This window comes from Psychrobacter sp. CX21, from assembly GCF_057396255.1.
Genome location: NZ_JBXYJG010000021.1, coordinates 1 through 25,240 on the forward strand (window position 1 = coordinate 1; position 25,240 = coordinate 25,240).

A 25,240-nucleotide genomic window follows, 5' to 3' on the forward strand; every position below is an offset into this window, starting at 1 on the left:
GAGACTTTCCCAAACTTTGTGTAACTGCTTATAATCCATAGTAAAGGAGAATAAGCAATGACAAAACAAACAGAACTAAAAAAACTAGCCGAACAAATGGCCAAACACGTTGGCAGCTTTGAAGACATCAAAGCATTTCAAAAAGAGCTCATGCAGTCATTTATTGACACTGCATTAGAAGCCGAGATGGAAGAGCATCTAGGCTATCCTAAGCATGAAAAGGCGGATACCCCAAACAAGCGCAACGGTCACACCAAAAAGACAGTGCGCAGTGACACAGGTGAGATTGAAGTATCTACACCCAGAGACCGTGAAGGAAGCTTTGATCCTGTATTGGTTGCAAAGCATCAAACTCGTATCACTGGGCTCGATGATAAAATCATCATGTTTTACGCCAAAGGCCAGACAACCACTGAGATTGTTGAGAGTATCAAAGATATCTATGACGTTGATATCTCAACCAGTCTCGTATCAAGGGTTACTGACAACATCATAGATGACATCACAGCATGGCAGAATCGTCCACTAAGTAGCTTATATCCTATCGTATATTTAGACTGCATTGTCGTTAAAGTACGTCAAGACAAGCAAATCATTAATAAAGCCATCTATCTGGCCTTAGGCGTCAATCTTGAGGGCAAAAAGGAGCTACTGGGTATGTGGCTATCGGAGAATGAAGGCGCTAAGTTCTGGCTAGGTATTCTCACTGAACTACAAAACCGTGGGGTTCAAGATATTCTTATTGCCTGTGTGGATGGTTTAAAAGGCTTTAGCGAGGCAATTAATACGGTATATCCAAACACACAGGTTCAGCTATGTATTGTGCATATGGTACGTTACTCTATGAAGTTTGTACCATGGAAAGATAGAAAAAAAGTAGCGGCTGGTTTAAAGGCGGTTTATGGTGCTGATACGCTTGAGCTGGCAGAGGCTAGCCTTGAGCAGTTTAATGAGATCTGGGGCGATAAATACCCGCATGTGGTTACCTCTTGGCGCAATAATTGGGAGGGCTTAACCGTGTTCTTTGATTACCCGAAAGACATTAGAAAAGCCATTTATACGACCAATGCTATCGAGTCATTAAATAGCGTGATTCGTACCGCTGTGAATAAGCGTAAGATATTCCCATCTGATCAAGCGGCGTTAAAGGTTGTTTATCTAGCGACTCAGCAGGCGTCTAAAAAGTGGTCGATGCCCATCCGTAACTGGACGTCTGCTCTTAATCGATTTATGATTATGTTCGATGAGCGTGTTAGTAAGCATTTAATCTAAATTGCAGTTACACAGAATTCAGGATGGGCTCATCTAATATCATGTATTAGATAGCTCTGTAGTGTTTAATATTTTATGTTTTAGCTGATCAAATATAGTCCTATATTTATATATTTGAATCTTTTTAATGCTAGGAATTTCTATTTGAATATTTCATCATGTATTTTTTTTATTTCTCTATCCATATCTTCTTCTGACTCGAACCCTCTATCCTCAACCATTTGAGCCCTGTGTTCCTTATGTTTTAATAGTGCTTTGTCTCTATTTATTTCACTGTTTTTGAGCATGACATCGGCAGAGTTGTTAAGAGCCTCTGCTGCTTGCTGACCTGCATGAATTGTGTTACCAAGAAATAGGCCTATAGCCTTAAAAAAATTATTATAGATTTGAACATGCAGTTCCCTTTTTATTTAACTAAATAGCTATTTAAATCAGTTTATATCCTTTCTAGAACAGAGTCAGCATAACACTTATTATTAAACTAAATGACAGTACTTTGATTTTAGAAGTTGAGGTCGGGGATATATTTGAGTATGTACCTGATGCAGAAGATCAGATTTTGAACTAGTAACCTTTGGTAAGTGCTTAAATAGAAAAGGGCAGTACTGTTGTTTGACAGTGTAAGCATTCATAAGAAGATCTTTAGGCACATCAGATTGACTACTAACAGCATATATTTTGCGCATAACATTAAGGTTAGAATAATCAGAATTAAAATTAAAATTAGATTTAGATCTTGCAAAGTAAGTTTGAACGTCTGTGTTATAAAAGATATCTATTACGGTATCCAGATAGCCATCCTTTTGACTACGTAGCGAGACATTAAGTAGATGATTATGTTTTATATAGACCCATTAAGGTGATTGATGATAAGTGTAATAGAGTGACGGAAACGGTTGCTAATACTCAAAAATTAGAGGACTGGCTGGTGAGTATGTCTCAATTAGCTGTAGTGGAAGCGCCAAATGAGCTGAAGGCAGCAGTTAGAGATAGGTTGTTGAGTACTATAGAGCTTTATAAAGATTAAGAGCTTGGTCGTATTAGATAAATATTAGGAAAGATATTGAGTATAAGGACTAAGCAATGATTAGCGATAAGGTTTATGTGGGTAATAGTCACAAGCAGGGCCATTATTACTCAATATTTTATTGGTCAGGCAACAGACTATGATTTTGGCGGGTTATCTGCTGTAGTCAATGCTGCCCAAAGCACTGATTATACAGAGATAAATACCTCGATAATGAAGTGGCAGGACCTTCAAGGAAGTATTATTAAAAAACAGCTGTGTATCTGCTGTCGCTCTGAAGATGGTGTGAAGGTTAATCCTAAAGGCGCGTTAGATAACTTCTTACAAAAGTCGCTGGCTGTCAACCCATCTTTGCCATCGCCTAATAGAGAACACTGTAAGCAAGTGATAGCAGAGATTGACCTAGGGTTATCAGAGTATATGGCCATCAACTCAAATCGTTATCTTAAGCCTTCAGATGTAAACTGGGTAAATATAGCAACGGTTAAGTAGATATTTAGTTATACAGTTGTTTAAATTTTGATATTATTCATACAGCGCATTTAAGCCTTGTAGGTAGATGGCTATTGGGTAACACTGAACTATATTTAAAATCAAACTGATAATATGATTTAAGCTTTATCTAAAAATAAATTTAACAATTGAGATAATTGATGACAAAACAAGAGAACTTACAAAAACTCGGTTTCAAGTTTGGTCAAAATGGAGCACATTCAGCTCGAACAATGATGTTAGCTGAAATATCACAGTTATTTGATCTACAACCAGTTGATGCAAAACCTGAAGATTATAAGAATGATATCGAAGTTGCTAACATACTTCACAAACCAACTAGCCGCGCACGTACATTAACCTGGCGTCATATGGTTGACTTGTACGGAATGGATGTACAAATACCTCTGTTTAGAATTTTTAGATTGCTCTGGGAAAGTGATGAAAAAGCTCGTCCTTTACTGGCCTGTCAAATGGCATTAACTCGTGATCCTATATTGCGACTATCAAAACCTAAAATACTTTCTTTGCAGATAGGTGAGCATTTGCCGCGTGAAGATATGGAACAAGCAGTGATAGATCAATACCCTGACCGCTTCAGTCCTGCCATGCTCAAATCAATGGCACAGAACGTCAATGGTACTTGGACAAGAGCTGGTTACTTGAGTGGCAGAAATAAAAAGATTCGTTCCGAACCAGATGTACGGCCGGTGAATGTCGCTTTTGCTTTATTTTTGGGTTATTTGGAAGGTGCTACAGGAAATCGCCTGTTTTCAACTGAATGGACTCAAATGCTTGAGTGTCGACAAGAAAGCTTAATTGAATTGGCTAGGCTGGCAAGTCATAGTGGACTGTTAAACTTTAAGCATTCAAGTGAAGTAATAGAAGTGACCTTCCCAGATTATTTAACTCAAGAAGAAGAGGTATGGTTATATGAGTAATCGAATCAGTCGTTTGCTTAGTAGTTACTCAGGCTTTATAGGCATCCCTTGGATGAAAGATCTTTCAGACGAGCAACGTGTGCTATTTGCTGTTTACCACAAGGAAGATGAACTCAAGTTGAGAGCGCGTTTAGATGAGTTTGAAATAGCAACTAGAAATGAAGACCATGATTGGATAAAGCTCGATATCACGTCTTTATTTCCTGAGTGGATGGCACGTCAAAAGTATCGAGAAGATTACTTTGAATCACCAGATTTTTTGAAATCTAAATATAAAGTATTTGCCAGAGACTCTGTAGAGCAATTGGTTAAAAAGTTACAAGGTAATGTGGATGATAATACAGTCGTTGCATTGGTGGGCTGTGGTACGCTATTTGGATTCACTTCTGTATCTGACTTTGTGAAGCAGCTTGCTGAGCATGTACCTGGTCGATTGCTGGTATTTTTTCCAGGTGAGTATGCTGACAATACTTATCGCCTGCTAGATGCCCGTGATGGGTGGGGTTATCAGGCGATAGCAATTTCTGCAGAAGATTAAAAAAAGAATATAGGTTAATTAAATTAAAGTTAGCACTTTTGGCGTAGTGAGGCAGGTAATTATGATAAACCGTGATATTTATGTTCATGATCCCGAGAATAATGAATTAGAAAATAAGGGTGTTGCAGAAGTTAAGGATGATCAATCAGAAGCCGCTTTAAAGACGCTGCGCTATGAGTTGAGAACATTTGTCTGTGATGGGGAGTACGAAGCTGGCCTGAATAAGATTATGTCAGCTTATTTAACCAACTTAAGAACTGATCGTGAGCAGCCAGGGGTGTGGATCTCTGGTTTCTTTGGTTCAGGTAAGTCGCATCTTGCTAAAATGCTGAGAGCACTATGGGTGAATCAAGGATTTAGTGATGGTGCTTATGCCAGAGACATTCCTGACTTACCTACAGAGACGAAAGATTACTTTGTAGAGCTAAGTAACGTAGCGCAGCGTTATGGTGGACTACATGCAGCATCGGGAACCCTGGGAGCTGGTGCAGATAATAATGTCCGAATGGCTTTACTTAATATCGTATTCAAGTCTGCTGGTTTACCAGAGCAATATCATCAAGCACGCTTCGTGATGTGGTTGAAGAAAAAAGGAATATTTGACGATGTCAAAGCATTTGTTGAGGCCAAAGGAGACAACTGGGCTGATGAGCTTGAAGACCTTTATGTCTCACGAAGTATTGCCAATGCTTTGCTACAAAAAGACAGTGATTTAGCAGGTAGTGCAAAAGAGGTGCGCAATGTACTTCTCGCACAATATCCCAATATTACTGATGTAACCAATCAGCAGATGGTAGATGCTATATATGATGCATTAGAAGTAGATGGTAATTTCCCTTTAACGCTCATTGTATTAGATGAAGTACAGCAGTACGTTGGCCATGACTCAGACAAAGCACATCAGGTGCAAGAGATGGTTGAGACTTGCTGTAAGCATTCTAAGTTCAAGAGTAAGTTATTGTTTGTAGCGACTGGGCAAAGCGCTCTGTCTGGTATGCCAAACTTACAGCGTCTAATGGGTCGTTTTCAAATAGCGATACAACTATCTGATACCGATGTTGAAGCTGTTATTCAAAAGGTAATCTTGCAAAAGAAACCATCTGCAGTTCCTAAAATTGATGCTGTTTTGCAGCAGAATTTGGGTGAAATTGCGAGGCAGTTACGAGGTACTAAGATTGAGCATCATACAGATGACGAAGAGAATCTGGTAGCCGAATATCCATTACTGCCAGTCAGACGTCGTTTTTGGGAAAAAGTTCTAAGAATTGTTGATACAACAGGTACAGCCTCTCAGTTACGTAATCAGTTAAGAGTTATGCATGAAGCTGCTCAAGCGACTGCTGATAAGCCGCTGGGAAATATTATTCCTGCTGACTTTATTTATGACCAGATTTCGACCAGTCTAATACAAACTGGTGTTATTTCTAAAGAAATAGCCGAGACAATTGGTAAATTATCAGTTGGTAACGATGACGATCGTTTGAAATCACGCATATTGTCTTTAGTTTTACTCATAGGGAAATTGCCTACAGACCCAGCTGCTGATAGCGGTGTAAGAGCAACTGAAGATGTATTAGCTGACTTGCTGATTGATGATCTGAATAATGGTAAGGATTATATACGCACTAACGTTCCTAGACTGCTAAAAGAGCTTTCTGAGGAGAGCTTGATCATGCCTATGGAGACTTCATCTGGCACCGAGTATAGACTTCAAACTCAGGAAAGTGCACAGTGGCACGATACATTTCGACAGGAGCAGTTCGACTTAAGAGGAAATATGCAACGAGTAGAGAATACTCGTATGGATTTACTGCATAAGCGAGTTATAGAGTCTATTAATCAGATTAGACTAACTCAAGGTAAAGTAAACGAAGCAAGACAAATTTTAATCAGCTTTGAGAAAGAGCTGCCTAAAGATGCTAATGAGAAGATTTATGCATGGATTCAAGACGGCTGGGAGATAGATGAGAAGAGCTTTATCTCTGAAGCCAGACAACAAGATCCAAATAATCCAACTATATTTGTCTATATACCAGCACGCAATCGATCTGATTTAACAGATGCAATTATTAAGGGGCAGGCTGCTCTGGCTACTCTTGAAAAGCGAGGAGTTCCAAATACTGATGCAGGTAGAGATGCTCAGGCTGCTATGAGTACTCGGCATAATGATGCCAAACGTCAAGTTAGAATATTACTTGATGAAATATTCTCGGGTATTCAGATCTTACAATCTGGCGGTGCCGAAGTAGAAGGTAGTGGTATTGCTGAAAGGGTAGAGTCTGCGGCTAAAATGTCGTTAATCCGCTTATATAATGAGTTTGATGAAGCAGATAATCCGAAGTGGGCTAAGGTATATGATGAAGCACGGAAGGATAACGGTTTAAGTGCGCTGGATCATCTTGGTTATAGTGGTGACCCTGAACAACACCCAGTGTGCGCGAAAATAAAGCGCTTTATTGGTGTATCCAAAAAAGGAAGCGAGATTAGTGAAAACTTTTCTTCAGCGCCTTACGGTTGGCCTAAAGATGCGATAGAGGGTGCATTATTTGTATTACTAGCCTCAGGTATTCTGATTGCCAAAGATACTCGAGGTAACCCTGTATCTGTTACCAACCTTGAGCGTAAACAGATTAGCCAAACTACCTTTTATCCAGAAAATATATCTATTAGCCCAGTCGATAAAATTAAGATTAGAAATCTACTGAATTCAACTGCCAGTTTAGAGTGTCAGTCAGGTGAAGAACTAATCAAGATAGATCTATTGGTTGAGAGAGCAAGGCAGCTGGCTAAAACAGCAGGGGGATCAGCGCCTTATCCTGCCATTCCTGACACAAAGGTATTTGATGACATTGCTCAGCAGTCAGGCAATGCGAAGCTTAAATATGTATTAGATAGCCAGGATGATATAAGGAAGGCCCTTACGGAATGGACAAGAACTGCTGAGTTAATAGACAAGCGACAGCACGATTGGTTGTTGTTAAACGATCTATTGGACCTAAGTAAAAACCTATCATTTTATCAGCCTATTAAAGACGAGGTAAACTCAATCATAAGTCAGCGCTCACTGCTGACAGACCCAAACCCAGTACAGCCTCTACTTAAAGAGCTCGAAGATAAATTACATAATGCTGTGCAGCATCGTGTAGAAGCTTATCAGAGTGAGTATGCCAACAACCTTCAGAGCCTTGAAGCAGACAGCCAATGGCAACAGCTTGACGATACCAAGCAGCAGAATATTCTTAATAAATATGGTTTGTCTCCAATAGAAGAGCCAAGCCTTGAGAATGCTGGACAGATTTCTGAAGCACTTAATGAGGTTGGCTTTGAGCAGTGGAACGATCGAAAAGACTCTGTTGTTGGCAGGTTTGATAAGGCTCGTAGGGAGGCTGTTCAATTACTTCTACCTAAGACGCAACACATCGTTTTACCTAAGGCTACCTTCCACACAGAAGAGGATGTTGAAGCTTGGTTAGCTGAAGTTAAACAGCAAATAGTTGAAAAATTAAATGATGGACCGGTGACCTTCTAATGAGAGAACCTTTAGACAAAGCGTTACGCCGCACTTTAGAATCGACAGTAATAAAAGCAAGAGACATTGCAGAACAAGCCGCAACCCAAGCCCTTGAGCAGTTGGGTGTTGGTGATGCCAAAGTTGCCGACTTCTTAAATAAAGACCAGCGCAGCCTTCGTAATCGGCTGCGTGCCCGTGGTCGTCAATTAGGTGATGTTAGGCACTCTAATGGACAGCAAGACACCAAGAGACTTATTACCGAGATAGCATACGAGCACTGGCATCGTATGCTATTTGCGCTCTTCTTAGAGCAGAACAACCTGCTAATGTATGATGAATACACCGCACTGACCTTAGCTGAATGTCACGAGCTAGCACAAGAGCCAGAGGTTGCCCGAGATGACTTAGAGCGTCAATGCAAAGATGGCTGGGACCTAGCAGGTGTGCTTGCCTCAAAGATGCTACCACAAGTGTTTCGTATCAACTCTCCTGTGTTTGAAATCCAGTTTGCCCCTGAGTACCAGAGAAGCTTAGAGCAGCTGATAATGAACCTCGATACCGAGACCTTCAAAGCACAAGACAGCCTAGGCTGGGTATATCAGTTCTGGCAAAGCAAACGAAAAGACGAAGTAAATAACTCTGGGGTTAAGATCGGTGCAGATGAACTGTCACCCGTTACCCAGCTATTTACTGAACCTTATATGGTCAGCTTCCTACTTGATAACGCCCTAGGTGCCTGGTGGGCAGATAAGCAGCTAACTGACAGCGATTGGCAAAACGCCAAAGACGAACAAGAGCTTCGCGATAAAGCTGCCATTGACGGAGTACCGTTAGAGTACCTACGCTTTGTACAAGATGAAGACAGCAAACAATGGCAACCTGCCTCAGGAACATTCGATGCCTGGCCTGACAATCTAAGCGAATTTAAAGCCATCGACCCTTGTAGTGGCTCAGGTCACTTCTTAGTAGCCATCTTCTTAATGCTGGTACCGATGCGTATGCAGCTTGAGGGATTGAGCGAACAACAAGCAATCGACAAAGTACTTAGTGAAAACCTGCATGGACTGGAGCTTGACCAGCGATGTGTAGAGCTTGCCGCCTTTGCTGTTGCATTAGAAGCCTGGCGTTATCCAAATGCAGGTGGCTACCGCAAACTACCTGAACTGCATTTAGCTTGTAGCGGACTATCAGTGACTGCAGCCCGTGATGAATGGAAAGCATTGAGCCGTGAAGCGGACAAGCAAAACCTAAGCATTGCCCTAGACCAAATGTATCGAACCTTTAAAGATGCGCCTGTGTTAGGTAGCTTGATTAACCCACGTCGTAGTGATGCGGCAAAGATAGCCGATTGGGATGACCTGCAACAACTACTGGGTGAGGCGTTATCAAAAGAGGGGCAGTCGACTGGTGACAGCAATGAGCACAATAACCAACTAGAAGCGGGTATTGTGGCGCAAGGTTTGGCGAAAGCGGCTGAGCTGTTAAGTGGTCAGTATACTTGGGTAGTGACCAATGTGCCTTTTAAAGAGACCAAGCAGCTAGTAGATGTAGCACAAAACTTTATTAAAAATAATTTTAAAGTTGGTTCTAAAAACCTCGCTACAGCTTTTATTTTAAGAATTATTAGTTACCTTTCAACTTGTGGAGTAGCGTCAGTAGTTACTCCACATGAATGGTTGTTTTTAAAATCATTTGACCAACTACGTGAAAAGTTATTGAGGGATGTTGAATGGCTTAGTTTAGCTGATTTAGGGGAACACGCTTTTGATAGTGCACAAGCTTCTGGGGCATTTACTGCTTTAATAAGTTTTCAAAAAACAGGTTCTACAAATGAAAGTCGTTATTTTGGTTTAAATGCAAATTTGCTAAAAAAATCAGTACAAAAGGCTGAATTTATAAGAAAGTCTAAGATTGATACTTTTTCTCAGGCTGAGCAATTGAAAAATCCAGATTATAGAATTGGTCTCTTTGATGTGTCTGATAATCCACTATTATCTGTAATGGCAGGGTCTTATGTAGGACTACAAAATGGGGACACGCCAAAATATGTTTTCTATTTTCATGAGGTAGTACCTTCTTGTAAAGACTGGGATTTTTATCAGTTACCTTGTTCGGAGGCTGCTCACTTCACTGGTAGAGAAGGTGTTCTACGATGGGAGTCAGGTGAAGGTGAGTTACAAGCCTCATCTTTAGCTAGGATACAAGGGGTAGAGGCATGGGATAAACAAGGTATTGCTATTCGTCAGACTCGAAATTTACCTGCAACCTTGTATAGTGGTAATTTATATGATCAATCTAGTGCTGTAATTGTTCCATTTAATGAGCAGCATGTGAAAGCTATTTGGTCATTTTGTTACTGCAATGAATTTCACGATGAAGTTAGAAAAATCGATAAGAAAAAAAATGTAACAAACGCCACGTTGGTAAAAATTCCCTTCGACCTAGAACACTGGACAAAAGTCGCCGAAGAACAGTATCCAAACGGCTTGCCTGAGCCATATACCAACGACCCGACCCAATGGATCTTCCATGGACATCCCTGTGGCTCTGTTATTTGGGATGAAGAGTCCAAATGGACAAAGACAAGTGAGCTGCGAGTAGATGACAGCGTACTGCAAGTCGCTGTTGCTCGCTTACTGGGCTATCAATGGCCAGCAGAGCTTGACTCTGAGATGGAGCTAGCTGCTGAACAAAGACACTGGGTAGAGCATAGCCAAGAGCTCAATCAATATGCCGATGATGACGGTATTGTCTGTCTTGCTGCCATACGCGGTGAGAAATCAGCGGATCAGAGACTAGAAGCCCTTCTGCAAGCCGCATACGGAGAAGCCTGGACCAGCCTGTTAAGAGACGAGCTACTGGCACTGGTCAAAGGCAAATCATTAAAGCTTTGGCTACGTGATAAATTCTTTGAACAGCACTGCAAGATGTTCCAGCATCGTCCGTTTATCTGGCATATCTGGGACGGAATCAACGATGGCTTTAGTGCGCTGGTTAACTATCACAAACTAGACAAAGCAGGGCTTGAGCGCCTTATCTATACCTACCTAGGTGACTGGATTCGCACCCAGCAAGCTGGTATCGCCAATGGTGAAGACGGTGCTCAAGAAAGATTGTCAGCAGCCGAAGCCTTGAAGAAAGAATTAGAAGCCATCTTAGAAGGTGAAGCTCCTTACGATATCTTTGTACGCTGGAAGTCACTTGAAGATCAGCCTGTGGGCTGGACACCTGACTTAAATGATGGTGTACGTCTAAATATCCGACCCTTTATGCTCGCAAAAGATGTCGGTAGAAAAGGTGCGGGCATATTACGCTGGAAGCCGAATATTCATTGGAAGAAAGACCGAGGTACGGATGTCGAGTCTGCACCTTGGTATCAGTTAGGACTTGAGTATGAAGGTAAAGAGGGTGATCGTATTAACGAGCATCATTTGTCTCTAAAAGAGAAGCTTGCTGCGCGTGGTCAAGGATAATTAATAGTGATTAAATCAGTTTATAACTACCCAATATCTACCTTATTTGATATAGAGAATCAAATAGCGTATACCATACCCCGCTATCAGCGGGAGTATACCTGGGGTAGGACCCAGTGGGACGCTTTGTTTGAGGATTTATTAGAAAACGATCCGCATTACTTTTTAGGATCTATTATCTGTATTAATCAGGCTGATGACACACACGCTATTCAGTATCTGGAGCTTGTGGATGGTCAGCAGCGTATGACCACAGTATCACTCTTATTGGCTGCTATCTATAAGTGCTTAAGTGAGCAACCAAATCTAGACTTAGATCAACAGATGGAGCTTCGTAACCTTAAACACAAGCTTGTGTTAAAGAGAGCTCCTGATCAACCGCGTCTTATTCCTCAAGTTCAAAACCATAATCAGCAAGACTATTTTGCAGTTTTAGGCAGTATTGGCATTCTTGAAGATATTGAGCTACCTGCGAATGCTGGTAATCGACGGGTGTTTAAGGCGTTTAGATATTTTTGCTCTCGGTTAGAGCAGTACTTAGAGCAAAGTAACGATCCGATTAACGACTTGCAGCAGTTCTTGGATAAGGTGAATACGGCGACTTTATTAAAAATTGAGGTTGCAGGGCATTCCGATGCCTATACCTTATTTGAGTCACTCAATAATAGGGGTGTGCCTTTAACAGCAATAGATTTGATAAAAAACAAGCTGCTTGCCGTTCTAGAGTCTCAAGATAAAGGCAGTATTGACAAGCAGTATAATCGCTGGAAGAAAGTAATCGACGCTCTGGGCGACAGCTACTCTGTACAAGAGCGCTTCTTTCGCCAGTACTACAATGGCTTCAAGTCTGATTTAAAGCAAATTGTATCCGTATCTTTGGCGACAAAATCTAACTTAATGTTGGTTTATGAAAAGCTAATCAATCACGATGCTGAGAAGTTTCTTCATGACATGATTCGGATGTCTGAAAACTATGCTCAGATTGTTGGTTACAAGCCTGTACCTGAGCAGCACAAACTATCTAATCTACTCTTATCATTAGAGCGTATTCAAGGCGCGCCCTCATATCTTTTGTTGATGGTGTTATTCGACATTAAAGAAGAGCTGAAACTAGAAACCGTACATCTTGAAAGAATCGTTGAGTTTCTAATTGCTTTCTTTGTTCGTCGCAACACAACCGACATGCCGCCAACACGAGATTTAACCCGTATATTTATGGATGTGGCAGAGAAAGTTAGAGCGTTATCAGGTGAAGAGGTATTTGAGTATATTCAATCTCGCCTAAAGTCTGAAAGCGCAGACGATGCTCGGTTTGAAATAAGCTTAAAAGGCCCTGTTTATGACAATAATAAGGCAGTTTGTCGCTTCATTCTTTGTGCTTTAGAAGAAGAGAAGATGACCCGAGAGACTCAAGTGGACTTATGGGCACTTAAGGGCAATCAGTATGTATGGACCATTGAGCATATCTTCCCTCAAGGAGAAAACATACCGGCTGTATGGGTAGATATGATTGCTAACGGTGATACACAAGTTGCTGAAGAATATCGACAGCGATATGTCCATTGCCTGGGCAACCTAACTATCTCAGGATACAACAGTGCATTAGGCAATAAGAGCTTTAAAGACAAACAAAATCGCATGGATAAACAAGGTAGAAAAGTAGGCTATAACAATGGGCTGTACCTAAATCAAAATCTAGCTCAAGAAGACAGTTGGTCAGTTGATAAAATCAAAGCCCGAACCGACAGGCTTGTAAAAGAGATTATTAATAAGTATCCACTGTAAAAATTATAGAAGTGCCTCTTGGTTTGAAACTAAGAAAAATTCCTGTATGAATGTAATAGCTCTACCTAGTCGTAAAGGACAAGTATGAAAATAATTGATTTGTTAGCAAAAGAAATTAGAGCAAGTGCTGCATACAATCCCAATGTACAAGTTGCCCCTAGTGTGATCTTGTGGACTGATGAGCTAAAGCAGTGGGAAGTGGCCCTCCCACTATTACAAGCAACCATGCATGAGCTTGTGGTCTTGGGGGAGTATGATATTGATAAGAAGACAGGCCCTGCTATTTGGATTAAATGTGTCATAGATGGGGTATTGCCAGAGGTTGAAATGCCAGAAGGTAAGACGCCTATTATCTATTTGCCAGGAGTAGCGCGTCGGGACTTAAGAGCCATTGCTAGCTGCCCTGAAGAGTTAATGCCTTTGGCAGAATTACAGTATCGTGGATGTTGGTGGACGTATAACAAGACAGTAAGAGACTGGACGGTGAACTCTTTCTTAATCGCTAGTACTGGTGGTGTTGATCTTGATGTCGCTAGTGATGAAAAAACTCAGCAAGCGATGCTAAGGGTGCTGCCAGAGATTCTTGAGTGCGAGGCAGAAGAGCTGAGTAATCGTCGGCTAGAGGCAACAGACTTTAATAAGCTACTTTCAAATGATCCAGTACGTGACATATTAGGCTGGATGAATGATCCTAAAGCATGTCGTAAAAACTGGTCAGAGAGTCGTTGGACGGCCTTTGTTGGCATCTGTGAGACAGAGTACTTCTTTAACCCAGAGCTTGATGGAGAGCTAGTAGCTGCGGAGCATCTATGTAAAAAACAAGGTGTATGGGAGAAAGTATGGGGACGATATGTAGAATCAAGCCAGCATTATCCACACCTACCAGATCTGCTTTTAAAAGTTGAAGCAGATTTGGCTGCTGATGGCATAAGCTATCCTATTATTAATGAGAACGAAGAGAAGCTGTTAGAGGCAGATTTAATTACTCTGCAGGAGCTACCATCTAATGAGGTTAGACAAGCTCTTATTAACCTAGAGTCGCGACATGCTGATCGAAGAGACTGGATTTGGTATGACTTAGGCAGAGCACCATTAGCAGGCGTACTACAATATTTAAGTGCTGTTGCTAAGATGACGCAAAGTGTTTTTTCAGGTATTGAAGCTGAAGAGATGGCAACTTTATATCGTGATAAACATTGGCAAGTTGATAATAATGTATTGAGAGCACTAGGGTATTCGTTATCATCCAAGCAACAAGATATTATTATTAATATCCTAGCAACTATCTATACCCCATGGTTAGACGAAGTAGCGAGAAACTTTCAAGAGATAGTCAAACGTAAAGGATATCCTGGGAATAGTGGAACAAACAAAGCAACAGAAAGTTATGCAGACAAAGGCGAAGTTGTTTTCTTTGTTGATGGTCTTCGTTATGACATCTCTCAGAGGTTGGTCAAAAAGTTAGAGGGGCTAGGCAAAGTTGGGTTAGATTATAACTGGGCTGCTTTGCCTTCAGTAACGGCGACAGCAAAAGCGGCCATCACCCCTGTACATGAGAAGCTTACAGGGCGAGTAACAGATCAGGACTTCGTACCTAGCTTACTAGAGAAAGATAGTAGCTTTTCAGCTCATTACTTAAAAAAATACCTTGATGAAATGGGTTGGATCTATTTGAATCATGGTGAATCAGGTGATACCAGTCAAAATGCTTGGATTCAAAGTGGTGATATTGATAAAGAGGGACACAATTGGGGCGTTAAGTTGGCTTCCAAAATCGATGGATTACTTGATGAGATTGTGGAAAGAGTCGAGGAACTACTTGCCGCGGGATGGCAGAAAATAAGAATAGTAACGGATCATGGATGGGTGCTAACACCGACACCGATGGATAAGGTAAGTTTATCTAAAAGACTGACAGAAACGCGATGGGGAAGATGTGCTCTTATCAAAGAGTCTGCAGACAGTGGTTTTCAACAAGTAGGATGGTACTGGAACCCACAAGTGAACGTAGCAATGGCTCCTGGAGTATCATGTTTTAAAGCCGGTCAGAATTATGATCATGGTGGTTTGAGTCTGCAAGAATGCTTAACTCCTGTTATTAATATAGAAAATATTAAATCAGCTGGTGCAAGAGACAAAGCCGTTGCAGCAACAGTATCAGATATGCGCTGGCTAGGACTTGTCTGTAAAGTGGCAGTGGAAACTGAGTCAGACAAAGTGATAGCAGTACTGAGAATAAAGCCAGCAGATGCCAGCTCTGAAATTAGTACACGTAAAATAATAAAAGATGGAAAATGTACTTTGATGGTAGATGATCAGTATGAAGATACGCCTGCAGTATTGGTCCTATTAGACGAAAATGATACTGTTCTAGCAAAAAAGTCTACTTTAATTGGAGAAAGTTAAATGGAGCTTGATGCGTTAGATCGTAAAGCAGCCAATGTGTTTGAAAGTTATATTGTCCGTAAAGACCTTGTGCGTACTTTCGCTCGACAGTTCCCTGTGCCGACATATGTTGTAGAGTTCATGTTGGGGCGTTATTGTGCTTCTATTGATGAAGAAGAAATCCAGGAAGGTCTTGAAATTGTCCAAAGGCAGCTTTCGTCTCGGACGGTTAGAGCAGGGGAGGAGGAGTTATTTAAGGCTCGTGCCTATAAGGATGGATCCGCCAAGCTCATTGACATAGTGAGTGTACGATTTGTTGAAAAAGAAGGTGGATATTTAGCCAACCTACCGAGCTTGAACCTAAATCGAGTAAGAATACCGGACAGTATCGTAGATGACAATGAACGATTACTAACGGGCGGCTTTTATGCTGAGGTTACCTTAGAGTATGACCCGATGATAGCTGAAGAAAAGGGCAATGCTTTTGGTATTAGTGACTTGCGACCTATTCAGATGTCTAAACGAAATGTTCTGGAGGTCATGTCTGAGGCGCGTGAGAGCTTTAGTAGCGAAGAATGGCGAGACTTTATATTGCGTTCGATAGGTTTAGAACCACAGTGCCTGTCTCAGCGGGCAAAAGATGCCATTATGCTCAGGATGGTTCCATTCGTTGAGAGAAACTATAACCTAGTGGAGCTTGGCCCGAGAGGGACGGGTAAGAGTCATTTATTTCAGCAGGTATCACCCTATGCTCATTTAATATCAGGGGGTAAGGCAACCATCGCAAAGATGTTTGTCAATAACGCAACAGGCCAGCGCGGTTTGGTGTGCCAGTATGATGTGGTTTGTTTTGATGAAATCAGTGGTATTTCTTTTGATACCAAAGAAGGCATCAACATCATGAAAGGCTACATGGAGTCTGGAGAATTTAGTCGAGGAAAAGAAAGTATCCGTGCTGATGGCTCGTTGGTCTTTGTCGGTAACTTTGATGTTGATGTAGAGCACCAGCAGAGGGTAGGTCATCTATTTGGGCCACTCCCTCAAGAGATGCGAGATGATACAGCCTGGATGGACCGAGTTCATTGCTACCTTCCAGGTTGGGATGTGCCTAAAATGAATAAAGAATTAACTACAGACCATTTTGGACTAGTGAGTGACTTTTTCTCAGAGTGCATGAGCAGTTTAAGGTTTGAGAGTAGACTGTCTGCTATGCAAAATAAGGTACGCCTTGGTGGTGCCTTGAGCGGTCGCGATACAAACGCTGTTCATAAAACAGTCTCAGGCTTATTAAAGCTAATGTACCCCAGCCAAGATATGATAGTGAGTGAAGAGGACTTGGAGTGGGCAACACGGTTAGCTTTAGAGGTACGCCGCCGCGTGAAGGAGCAGCAAAAGAGAGTAGGGTCAGCAGAATTCCGTAGTACTCAGTTTAGTTATTTTATTGGCGATGATGGGGTTGAAAAGTTTGTTGCAACACCTGAACTTCGTTCTGATAATGAAATTGGTGAGGACCCATTAGAGCCAGGTCAAATTTGGACGATAAGTGAAGGCGGTTCAGACATTGACGATAATGCAGGTTTATATCGTATTGAAGTAAATAACGGTCCTGGTTCTGGTGTTAGGATTCTGAATAACCCAGCGCCATCAGCCTTCAAAGAGTCTTTACGTTACGCTGAACAGAACTTATATGCTCGAGCAAATAGTCTTGTGGGGGATCGTGACCCAAGAGCGCATGAGTTTAGTGTTCAATTAAGAGCGTTCGATGCAGCAAAAAAAGGTTCAAAGCTAGGAGTTGCTTCATTAATAGCAATGTGTAGTGCGCTTTTGAAAAAGCCTATTAAAGGTGGGCTAATTGTTGTTGGTGAGATTAATTTGGGTGGATCTATTGAACCAATCAGCAATGCAGTAAATATTGCAGAGCTTGCAGTAGAAAAAGGGGCGACAGTACTGTTAATGCCTGTTACAGCTAGACGTCAGCTATATGATTTGTCTGATGATATGGCAACTAAGATTGATATACAGTTTTATCAGGATGCAAGAGATGCTTTATTGAAGTCAATTTTGGACTAAAGGTGTTGGTGGTTTTATATGCAAGAACTTTCACCTGAACTGAACCCCATAAGTTTGACACAATTTATGGGGTTTAGTTCATAACAACTAAGGGCTTTTTTGTATTGTTACAAACGTTTATACGTTATTAATGGCAATCATCTCTCGTAAATACTTTAACGGATAAGGCAACACGGTTGGCGCTTTATATCTAACAAAATCGACATCTAATAACGGCAAGAGCTGTTGATGAACGACCTCACCTTTTAATGCTTTAAGCTGTTTGATACGTATCATATGAGGTAAGCTTTGTTGTAGGGATTGGCTATAATAGCCGACCGAATACCAAGCATTGGACTCATCAATTTGCCCCGCTTGAACTGAAAACAAGTCAGGCATGAGCTCAGATATCTTATCTTTAGATTTACTCACGCTTAGCACCACGCCAGCATCAAGCAGTTTTTTTCGTATGAGCTTATTTTGTTTGCTTGAGGTATGAAAGTGTTGATTAATCACTTGTTTGAGCGTTGTTTTATCTAGGGTATCTGTTATCTGTAGTAGCTCAGTAGTAAACTTCTGCCAGTGCTCATCAGGGGTCAGGTGGCAGTTTTTAATCAACTCTATCACTGCTTTAGGGCTTGTTAGGTGTTCTGGAAGCGCTGCATCTTTTAGGCGTATTTCAGTCTCAATCAAGGATAGATCGGGTAGCACACACTTATTATGGTCTAAAATAATGTTAATATCACCAGTTGATGAGATGATAAAGGCTTCTATTGGGCTTGCTTGTAGATGTGTATAGGGTTCATTTTCATCACGCACAGCATCAATCGCATCTGTATAAGAATGATCGTGTAATAACATACTAAAATCATGAAAAATGTAGTTTAAAGCACCTGTTTCTGTTAGCTCTAATAAATGACAGCCTTGCTTTTCAAGTGTGCCAAATATCCACGTACCCTCTAAGCGTATCTGATGCTCTTTGAGATCGAAGTTATTTAATAGTGCAACATATTTGTTGGTAACGTCCTCCTTGATTAATAGCTCTTTCAGTAAGTTTTGTAGTATGAGCTGTCTTCGACTCTTTTTCGTCTGATTATTGCCTTTGTTTTTAGTAGACTCATCTGTTTTTTTGCATTCTTGATACTTGTCATCGGTAATGTGCTGTTTGCTATAGCGTTTATCTGCCGAGTAGGGATCATCGAGTGTGTCGTAGTCTTGTTTGGGCTTAATTAAGCAAATATGTAGAGATCCCTTCGACTCACGTAGACCGATAGAGGCATCTAGTCCCATCTCAGTTAGTTGTTGCTGCATGTCCTCTAGAAGTTGTGTACTGTTGTCGCCGTTTATTTTGTTAATTAGTCTGATGCGCTTGGACTTTAGGACATTATTAAATTGACGGTCTTTATGTAGGATATGCAGTCTATCTTGCACAGAGTCATCAACCGCTAAGTTTTCCCACTGTGCAGATACTAGGCCTTGATACCTTTTGTTAAAGCGGTTTAATAGGGCGTGTAATATGCCCATACGACTGTTTGCAAAGCTCACTTGGTCTTTGATGTTTAAAGCGTCACTGGTCGCTTTAGTCCCTGGGATACCGGCTTGAATAAAAACCTCCCAGTTGTCATTGTGATTATAAATACGTCTTAGTGTGTTAAGACCGATTTCGTATGCTGGCCGGTTTAACTTTGCCTGTCGTTTTAAAATATCTTTCTCACCATGGAAAGCTGCACTTTTGGTTTGAAAGGTCACTGCATTTGCATTCAACACCAAAGCATTGTTTAGCGTAATCTCGTGCGCGATTAGTTTTTTAGATTTTCTTTTAGAGGTAAATGGAGGTATATAAATTAAAGACCCATTTAAGTTGTGAAAGTGAAGTCGCTGGCTGGTAGAGTTGGCTAAGGCATTAAACAGTAATTGGTATAGCCAAACTTCAGGGACTTCAATGTCATTGCCATAAACTTTTTTAGTATAGTTGGCTGAAGCGTAGGCAATGTCTACTTGTATATGCTCATATTGAGGATCGCTAGAGAGTCGTTGGCGGATGGCTTCAATATCCGGTGTATTTTTCTTGCTAAACATGGCATAGGCATATTTACCATAGCGATATAAGCAGGCTTCAGCTTGCTCATTTTCAAGCAGTTGGTCGAGGTGGTGACTGTTGGCCCATCTTAATTTTCCTGATTTAATGTTTTTATCAGTCGCTAGCCATATAAAGCGTAAAAAAGTATATGCCTCATTAATGGCTACAAAATCTGTATCAAAGGTAAGTTTATTAGTCAGTGTCGTTTTATTGGTTAGCATGGCAAGCCTCATTTATTTTGTTATTAATAGTGTTGATTAAGCCTGTATCAGGCAACCCTTCAAACATAAACTGAGGAATCTCAACAATTTGTTTATCATTATTGTCAGATTTAAAAACTTGATAACTTAAAGAGTCGTAATCTTTTAAAATATTGATAACAAAAAGCAAAGTGGCACCAATGTCATCCATTTTTTTGAATATCTTGGCACGTTCTTGTTCACCGTCTTTGAGATTTTTGGACCAATGTTTAAAGTCGACAAAAACACCTGCTTTTACCATAAAGTCAAAGGTTTCATACTGATGCTTTGGCAGCTCTCTTAGCTTGGGCAAACCATAGTCATGCCACAAATAAGCGCCACAAACCTCACCCAAAGCCCCTTTATAGATGTTATTGAATAATATAGGCTGTAGCCAATGCTTTGATGCAGGTAGGCTGGTTGCGTAGCCCTGCTTTTCGAAATAGGCTCTAAGTACTGGATGGCTCATGAGCTTATCAAGCCTCGCGCTTTGTTCACTGACACTAATTGCGCCAGGCTGTTTATCTTTTAAGATTTCAACGTGCTTGTAATCAACTTCCTGTGTGTAAAAATAAGCAGATTTTGGCTGTTCAAAACTGGTATAAAAGAAACTATATGTCGTTTTATTAGCCTCATTAAGTTGTGGATTACAAAGACATAATTCTCTAATGGATTGCCACTGTTTAATCAACGCCTTGGTAGCCGTTCTAGCTCTAAACTTCTCTAACATAAGGTAGATGGCATCTCTTACCTTAATCAAATCTTTAGTAGCAATCGCATCACCTAGAATTTTACTGTGCGTTCTCTTTTCTTCTATAGCTTGGCGGATATGTGCAAATTCAGGCAATACAGGCATATCTCCTAAGTCATCATGCCAGATATTGACTAATGCCTTATCCAAGTGCAAGTGGATGGTGGGCGATTTCATATTAGTGCGGCAGATACGTCCTACTGCCTGAATTAATATTTGCATCATATGTAGCTTATAGTCTTTAGTCTGATGAATATTGATATCCGTTTTGAGGTAATTACCGTTGGTTCTGCCTAAGTAGGATAAAAATGCTCTTTGTAGGTAGTTATGAAAATCTTGCCTAGTTAAGCCAGCAACTTTTAAGTACTCAAGCTGATAAATATGCTGTACCAAGTCAGAGGCAGACTGAATCCCTCTGTAAGTGTTTACTAAAACATTAGTTGGTTTATCAAGATAAAGAGCGTCAAAATCAGTATGGGTATTTGCCTCAAAGGCATTTATTTGTACAAGCTTGTTAAGTCTGTGTTTTGGAATAGGGTATTGAATATTAATACCTGCGCCTAAGGTTGAATAGGTCGATAAGACAAAACGCTTCTTGCCTTTTTCTAAGTCCGACTTGGTGGCTTTAAGCTGATCTAAGCTATCTGAGCCAACAATGGCTACTATTTCTTCATTGGCTTTTCTTCGCATCGATTGGGCGGGTAGGTATATGGATACTAGCAGTTGACAGAACTCAGTGATAAAAGCACGTTCTTTTTTATAGCCCTTACCGAACATAAGTAAAAATGCAGAAATATCTTGAGTTAAGTAAGCGACCCATAGCTCAAATATTTTAAAGTATTGCTTGAGGTAATAAAGAGCGTTGTTTTCATCATGCAAGGAGGTCACTTGTTGGATTAGATCATCGATATCATCTTCGGTAGCCACACTATTATTACCTTCATCAACTTTAAATAACTTTCGTAGTTCTGTTTTTACTTCATGCGTCTGAAGTTCATGCTTTAATCCATGCCAGTGTGTTTGAATATCGATTTTGTCATAACCAGATTTGCTACTTAAAAACTGCTGCCGAAGCTTTGATCGATGCCCTTCTGACAGTTCGAAGAATTGTGCTGAAGATTCTTGTTGTAACGAGGATTTTAGATAGTACAAGTCGTAGTTACCTAGCCGACTTTGGATATTTGCAGTCGCTGAGACACCCACAACCATATAATGCCTACACCAGTTGAGGAATAGTAATTCAGCAGTACATGGGAAGTTGTAACTTTGGACTTTTGAACGAGCCGCATGGCTTTCGCTGTTCTGAATCGAATGATAGACGAAGCCTTTTTCATAAAAACGGGTTGCTTCTAATTGCTCTACATCATTGCTAGGACTACTTGGCACTATATTTTTGTTAAAGCCCCAGTCCTTAGCAATCCTTTGATAGCTGATTTCATTAATTAATTGTTTTTTAGTTGCATCAGGCAGGTGGTAAAAGTCTAGATAGGAGGCTGCAGCATCATCAAACCCAATACCAGCAGCCTGACGTCTTTTATAGTAATAATTGTTTGATAATAGGTAAAGACTACTGGTGAAAAAGTTTAGATACCTTTGGGTGTGGCTGAGTAGCTTGCCAAGTGTAATCTGTTTGCTTTGTTGAGCTTTATCCTTCTTATTAAGATGGATCCACAAGTTGTTGTGGTCAAAGTCAGGTTCTATAGTCAGCACCTTCTTATTAGCATCTGCTAGATGATGAGTATGTTTATCATAAAATATAAAGGCATGCTGGTCATTATCGCCACTGCTTTTGATACTCAGATTAAGATGGAAGTCATCTACTATTTGTTGAGACTGCTGTTTTAAGTTCTGCTCTATCTCTTTTGGTGCAGCTGGCTGTTTTTTAAGAATATGAGAGGGTAATAGGCTAGAGGGATAGTTTGACTCACGATGACGTGATGCAATTTGTCTAACAGTGGGGATAGGTTCAATAGAATGCTTTAGTCCCTGTTCAATAATATAGTTTTGTACATATTGCTTAGAAGCATCTACTTCATCAATGAATAAGGTAATATGAAAGTCCTGTAGCAATTCATGCAGAGGTTGCATAGGTCTTACCAAGGTGTGATAAGGGTAAACAAACTTGGAGACGCTCATAAATAACACTGAGTATTCAGTCGTCAAGCTGGCGGGGAAAAGCTTGCTGACCCACTGCCATCTAGGATCTTGCTGAATAGCCTTTATTCTATCTTCAACAGAAGAAAACTTGTCAGCAAGCTCTTGTCTAATAAGGCTAGATAGTTCACTAGATTTTTTTCCAAGTTCATTTTTTATAACATCGTTAAGCTTGGGATCCCCTAAAACTTTTAGATAGCTGTGGATAGAAGAATAATCATAGCTTGGAAACATCTCTTTGATACTGTGTTTACAGTCCTCAAAGTGCTCTATAAGTGCATCAATACTACTTTGAACATACAGCACTTCTGATTCAAATAGATGGGATTTAGCAGAGTCTGACAGTCTTTTTTTAAGATTGTCTAGAGGTAGGTTTTTCTTAAGAGGGGTAATAAAAATAATTTTGCGATTATTAGATTTTAATGTATCGATATGATGGTGGATATACTCTTGGATAGTGTAAGTTTTACCGCTACCTGTTGGCATATCCAGTAGTATTAGTCCTTTATTATCCGTCTTGATATAGTTCTCAAGTACGCTCTTCACTTTAGCCTCCTTGTTAACAAAGGTTCTTTTCATATGAAGTGTAATAAAGGGAGGCAGTGTTGTGAATAGGTAATTGGGTGATTAGCGACAGCCAATGTCGTATTGGTTTGATTGGCTTAATTATTGGGATAACGGCTTGTAATGAGTATTTAATAATCAGTTTATAGTATGTATATAAGAGATGTATGTGATAATTTAACAAACATACTAAGGATATTATTTTAAGGATTATTTAAATGAAGCTAACTAAAAGTATAATTCTGGCTATGCTTGTCCCGATATTGATAGCCTCATGTATAACCAGTCCAGTGTTACTAACCAGCAGTCAACTGACCCACGTTACTGAAAACACGATTAAAACACCTGATATGAATATCGGCGAGAGAACTAGAGTTGAAAACCTTGGGTTTATGCGCACTCAATATGAACACTTACTGCCGAATATCAGCAATCAGAACTATGATTTTACATACGAAGCTACTCATGCAGAGATTAAACCAGTAAGAAGTTTTGACTTGGTAAGAACGCCCTACGCCTATACCAAAAGTCCTAAGGGTGTACGTTATGCCATACTTGCTTTGGTTGACCCAAAAACCAAGGATATCGCACATTCTAATATACGGATTGTCTCATCCACAGGTACAGGCTCTTTGATTGTTGATCACAGTATTAGTGATGAGCTTCGTAAATCATCGCCAACACGTGACTTTATAATGGCTATTGATGCTGACGGACGTGTATTTGATCTGACTGAAGCGCCTGAAGGTGCTACAGAGTATTGCAATAATAAAGGGTGTCGTTATGAAAGGGTATATGATTTAGAGCTTAACCCAACATTTTTGTTTTATTACGCAAACGGTGGTGCGCTGAACCTTGTGTCTGATACTAGGCCGGTCGCCATTTACTTGCCAAAAGAGATGATGATTGATTTTTATAATAGATTGAAAGAAGCCTCGCAATAAGTGTCGTTAAAGAAACATTAAATTTATTTAAATATTTTTTTAATATGTGATAACTGCTGTTTAGATTAGCAGGCAACGATAAGAGACTACTGATAGAGTTCATAAAAGTGCTTGAAAAAGTTATGAGACTTGATTGTTAAATGTAGAAAGGATTTCTAATGAATATATTATTAATTATAGGGTTGGCTCTACGGCAATGGCATCTGCTGACTCTTCAGTATCCCACGAGGTTAATAATAAGAATACTAGTAAGCTTGCGTCATATATCAGAGGTAAGTCCTGCACAGATATTGGCAAATAGTTCTCAAAAAATGGTTGGATTAAATATCAAGAGCCTGGATTCCCAAAAGACTATTATTATCGACCAGCAGAGCTAGACTTTCCGGAAACTTCCAACCATGAGCTTTTTAAAAAGCATAAAGAACTTTATTCTTGTGTTAGCATTGGCATTGGCATTGGCATTGGCAATGGCGAATGTTATGGTCAGTTCAGCAAAGTCAAATATATAGTAGACGTCCAATATCAACCTGAGGGCGGTGGTGGGTTTGAACAACCCCATTGTAAATCAACGAGATATGCAGTAATTACAATTGACTAGGCCGCAAAATGCCCATTGATATAAAAATACATTTTGTTAACGGATTATTTAAAAAAAAAGCCAGACAACTTAGGTTGTCTGGCTTTCCTGTATTAATGGTTTAAATTTTAACGGCTGTAATATTCCTGCTGTATGTCGTACTCACATACCTCACAGTACCAACTATCTTTGGATCGCATATAAGGGATATCAGCAGGTATCTCTACAGGGCAGACATAGCCACAAAATGCGCATCTAACATCATCTAAATAAGCAAAGCACTGTCTGATTTCATTAAATAACTCTGGAGTGCTAACGCTGTGTTTGTAGCATACTGACTTAACATGCTCAATATAGACCGTAGTGGGATCATAAGCCCAGTAATCCTCACACATATTGAGCTCTTGGATACCCTGAGTTATGTTAGGTTGAAGTTTTAAAGTCATAATAAACGCCTC

Annotated in this window: 15 protein-coding genes; 11 read left to right on the top strand and 4 right to left on the bottom strand. The window is 40.3% G+C overall.

The window, feature by feature from the left end; translation table 11 throughout:
* Positions 1-57 precede the first annotated feature (57 nt).
* From AC2SLP_RS10640 to brxL, 10 genes are all read left to right on the top strand, one after another.
* Positions 58-1,272 carry an IS256 family transposase gene (locus tag AC2SLP_RS10640; RefSeq protein WP_486535535.1) on the top strand — a complete coding sequence of 405 codons (1,215 nt, stop codon included), beginning with the start codon at positions 58-60 and terminating at the stop codon, positions 1,270-1,272.
* Between the two features lie 883 nt (positions 1,273-2,155).
* A complete protein-coding gene (locus AC2SLP_RS10645; RefSeq protein ID WP_486536647.1) occupies positions 2,156-2,299 on the top strand; it encodes a hypothetical protein in 144 nt (47 codons plus the stop codon).
* A 75-nt stretch (positions 2,300-2,374) separates the two neighbouring features.
* The gene (locus tag AC2SLP_RS10650) at positions 2,375-2,791 is read left to right on the top strand and encodes a hypothetical protein (RefSeq protein WP_486536648.1); all 417 of its coding nucleotides are present in this window, start codon (positions 2,375-2,377) and stop codon (positions 2,789-2,791) included.
* Positions 2,792-2,952: 161 nt separating this feature from the next.
* On the top strand, positions 2,953-3,732 hold the full coding sequence (locus tag AC2SLP_RS10655) for a hypothetical protein (RefSeq protein ID WP_486536649.1): 780 nt from the start codon (positions 2,953-2,955) through the stop codon (positions 3,730-3,732).
* Positions 3,725-4,270 carry a hypothetical protein gene (locus AC2SLP_RS10660; RefSeq protein WP_486536650.1) on the top strand — a complete coding sequence of 182 codons (546 nt, stop codon included), beginning with the start codon at positions 3,725-3,727 and terminating at the stop codon, positions 4,268-4,270. Before AC2SLP_RS10655 ends, AC2SLP_RS10660 begins: the two co-directional genes overlap by 8 nt.
* A 61-nt stretch (positions 4,271-4,331) precedes the next feature.
* Positions 4,332-7,799 carry a BREX system P-loop protein BrxC gene (gene brxC / locus AC2SLP_RS10665; protein ID WP_486536651.1) on the top strand — a complete coding sequence of 1,156 codons (3,468 nt, stop codon included), beginning with the start codon at positions 4,332-4,334 and terminating at the stop codon, positions 7,797-7,799.
* Positions 7,799-11,254, top strand: a complete 3,456-nt coding sequence (locus AC2SLP_RS10670) for an Eco57I restriction-modification methylase domain-containing protein (RefSeq protein WP_486536652.1) — start codon at positions 7,799-7,801, stop codon at positions 11,252-11,254. The genes brxC and AC2SLP_RS10670 overlap by 1 nt, the downstream gene beginning before the upstream one ends.
* 6 nt (positions 11,255-11,260) lie before the next feature.
* Complete coding sequence (locus AC2SLP_RS10675) at positions 11,261-13,039, top strand: DUF262 domain-containing protein (protein WP_486536653.1); 1,779 nt, start codon at positions 11,261-11,263, stop codon at positions 13,037-13,039.
* Positions 13,040-13,123: 84 nt separating this feature from the next.
* The gene (gene pglZ / locus AC2SLP_RS10680) at positions 13,124-15,445 is read left to right on the top strand and encodes a BREX-1 system phosphatase PglZ type B (RefSeq protein ID WP_486536654.1); all 2,322 of its coding nucleotides are present in this window, start codon (positions 13,124-13,126) and stop codon (positions 15,443-15,445) included.
* A complete protein-coding gene (gene brxL, locus AC2SLP_RS10685) occupies positions 15,446-17,494 on the top strand; it encodes a protease Lon-related BREX system protein BrxL (protein WP_486536655.1) in 2,049 nt (682 codons plus the stop codon).
* 117 nt (positions 17,495-17,611) lie between these two features.
* Here brxL and AC2SLP_RS10690 read toward each other — a convergent pair whose 3' ends face one another.
* Both AC2SLP_RS10690 and AC2SLP_RS10695 read right to left on the bottom strand, forming a co-directional pair.
* Positions 17,612-19,774 carry a hypothetical protein gene (locus tag AC2SLP_RS10690; protein ID WP_486536656.1) on the bottom strand — a complete coding sequence of 721 codons (2,163 nt, stop codon included), beginning with the start codon at positions 19,772-19,774 and terminating at the stop codon, positions 17,612-17,614.
* Positions 19,761-23,243: a DEAD/DEAH box helicase family protein gene (locus AC2SLP_RS10695; RefSeq protein WP_486536657.1), complete on the bottom strand. Its 3,483-nt coding sequence runs from the start codon at positions 23,241-23,243 to the stop codon at positions 19,761-19,763. The genes AC2SLP_RS10690 and AC2SLP_RS10695 overlap by 14 nt, the downstream gene beginning before the upstream one ends.
* Positions 23,244-23,479: 236 nt before the next feature.
* Here AC2SLP_RS10695 and AC2SLP_RS10700 point away from each other — a divergent pair, with 236 nt between their 5' ends.
* Positions 23,480-24,205 (top strand): hypothetical protein, encoded by a 726-nt coding sequence (locus tag AC2SLP_RS10700; protein ID WP_486536658.1) that lies wholly within the window; start codon positions 23,480-23,482, stop codon positions 24,203-24,205.
* Between the two features lie 174 nt (positions 24,206-24,379).
* Here AC2SLP_RS10700 and AC2SLP_RS10705 read toward each other — a convergent pair whose 3' ends face one another.
* Together AC2SLP_RS10705 and AC2SLP_RS10710 are read right to left on the bottom strand one after the other, a co-directional pair.
* On the bottom strand, positions 24,380-24,502 hold the full coding sequence (locus tag AC2SLP_RS10705; protein ID WP_486536659.1) for a hypothetical protein: 123 nt from the start codon (positions 24,500-24,502) through the stop codon (positions 24,380-24,382).
* A 408-nt stretch (positions 24,503-24,910) separates the two neighbouring features.
* Positions 24,911-25,228 carry a hypothetical protein gene (locus AC2SLP_RS10710; RefSeq protein ID WP_486536660.1) on the bottom strand — a complete coding sequence of 106 codons (318 nt, stop codon included), beginning with the start codon at positions 25,226-25,228 and terminating at the stop codon, positions 24,911-24,913.
* Positions 25,229-25,240: the final 12 nt, after the last annotated feature.

Bases quoted from the DNA above. Each gene is read 5' to 3' on its own strand.
- AC2SLP_RS10660 (WP_486536650.1), top strand. From the start codon at position 3,725: ATGAGTAATCGAATCAGTCGTTTGCTTAGTAGTTACTCAGGCTTTATA.
- brxL (WP_486536655.1), top strand. From the start codon at position 15,446: ATGGAGCTTGATGCGTTAGATCGTAAAGCAGCCAATGTGTTTGAAAGT.
- brxC (WP_486536651.1), top strand. From the start codon at position 4,332: ATGATAAACCGTGATATTTATGTTCATGATCCCGAGAATAATGAATTA.
- AC2SLP_RS10650 (WP_486536648.1), top strand. From the start codon at position 2,375: ATGTGGGTAATAGTCACAAGCAGGGCCATTATTACTCAATATTTTATT.
- AC2SLP_RS10710 (WP_486536660.1), bottom strand. From the start codon at position 25,228: ATGACTTTAAAACTTCAACCTAACATAACTCAGGGTATCCAAGAGCTC.
- AC2SLP_RS10690 (WP_486536656.1), bottom strand. From the start codon at position 19,774: ATGCTAACCAATAAAACGACACTGACTAATAAACTTACCTTTGATACA.
- AC2SLP_RS10655 (WP_486536649.1), top strand. From the start codon at position 2,953: ATGACAAAACAAGAGAACTTACAAAAACTCGGTTTCAAGTTTGGTCAA.
- AC2SLP_RS10700 (WP_486536658.1), top strand. From the start codon at position 23,480: ATGAAGCTAACTAAAAGTATAATTCTGGCTATGCTTGTCCCGATATTG.
- AC2SLP_RS10670 (WP_486536652.1), top strand. From the start codon at position 7,799: ATGAGAGAACCTTTAGACAAAGCGTTACGCCGCACTTTAGAATCGACA.
- AC2SLP_RS10640 (WP_486535535.1), top strand. From the start codon at position 58: ATGACAAAACAAACAGAACTAAAAAAACTAGCCGAACAAATGGCCAAA.
- pglZ (WP_486536654.1), top strand. From the start codon at position 13,124: ATGAAAATAATTGATTTGTTAGCAAAAGAAATTAGAGCAAGTGCTGCA.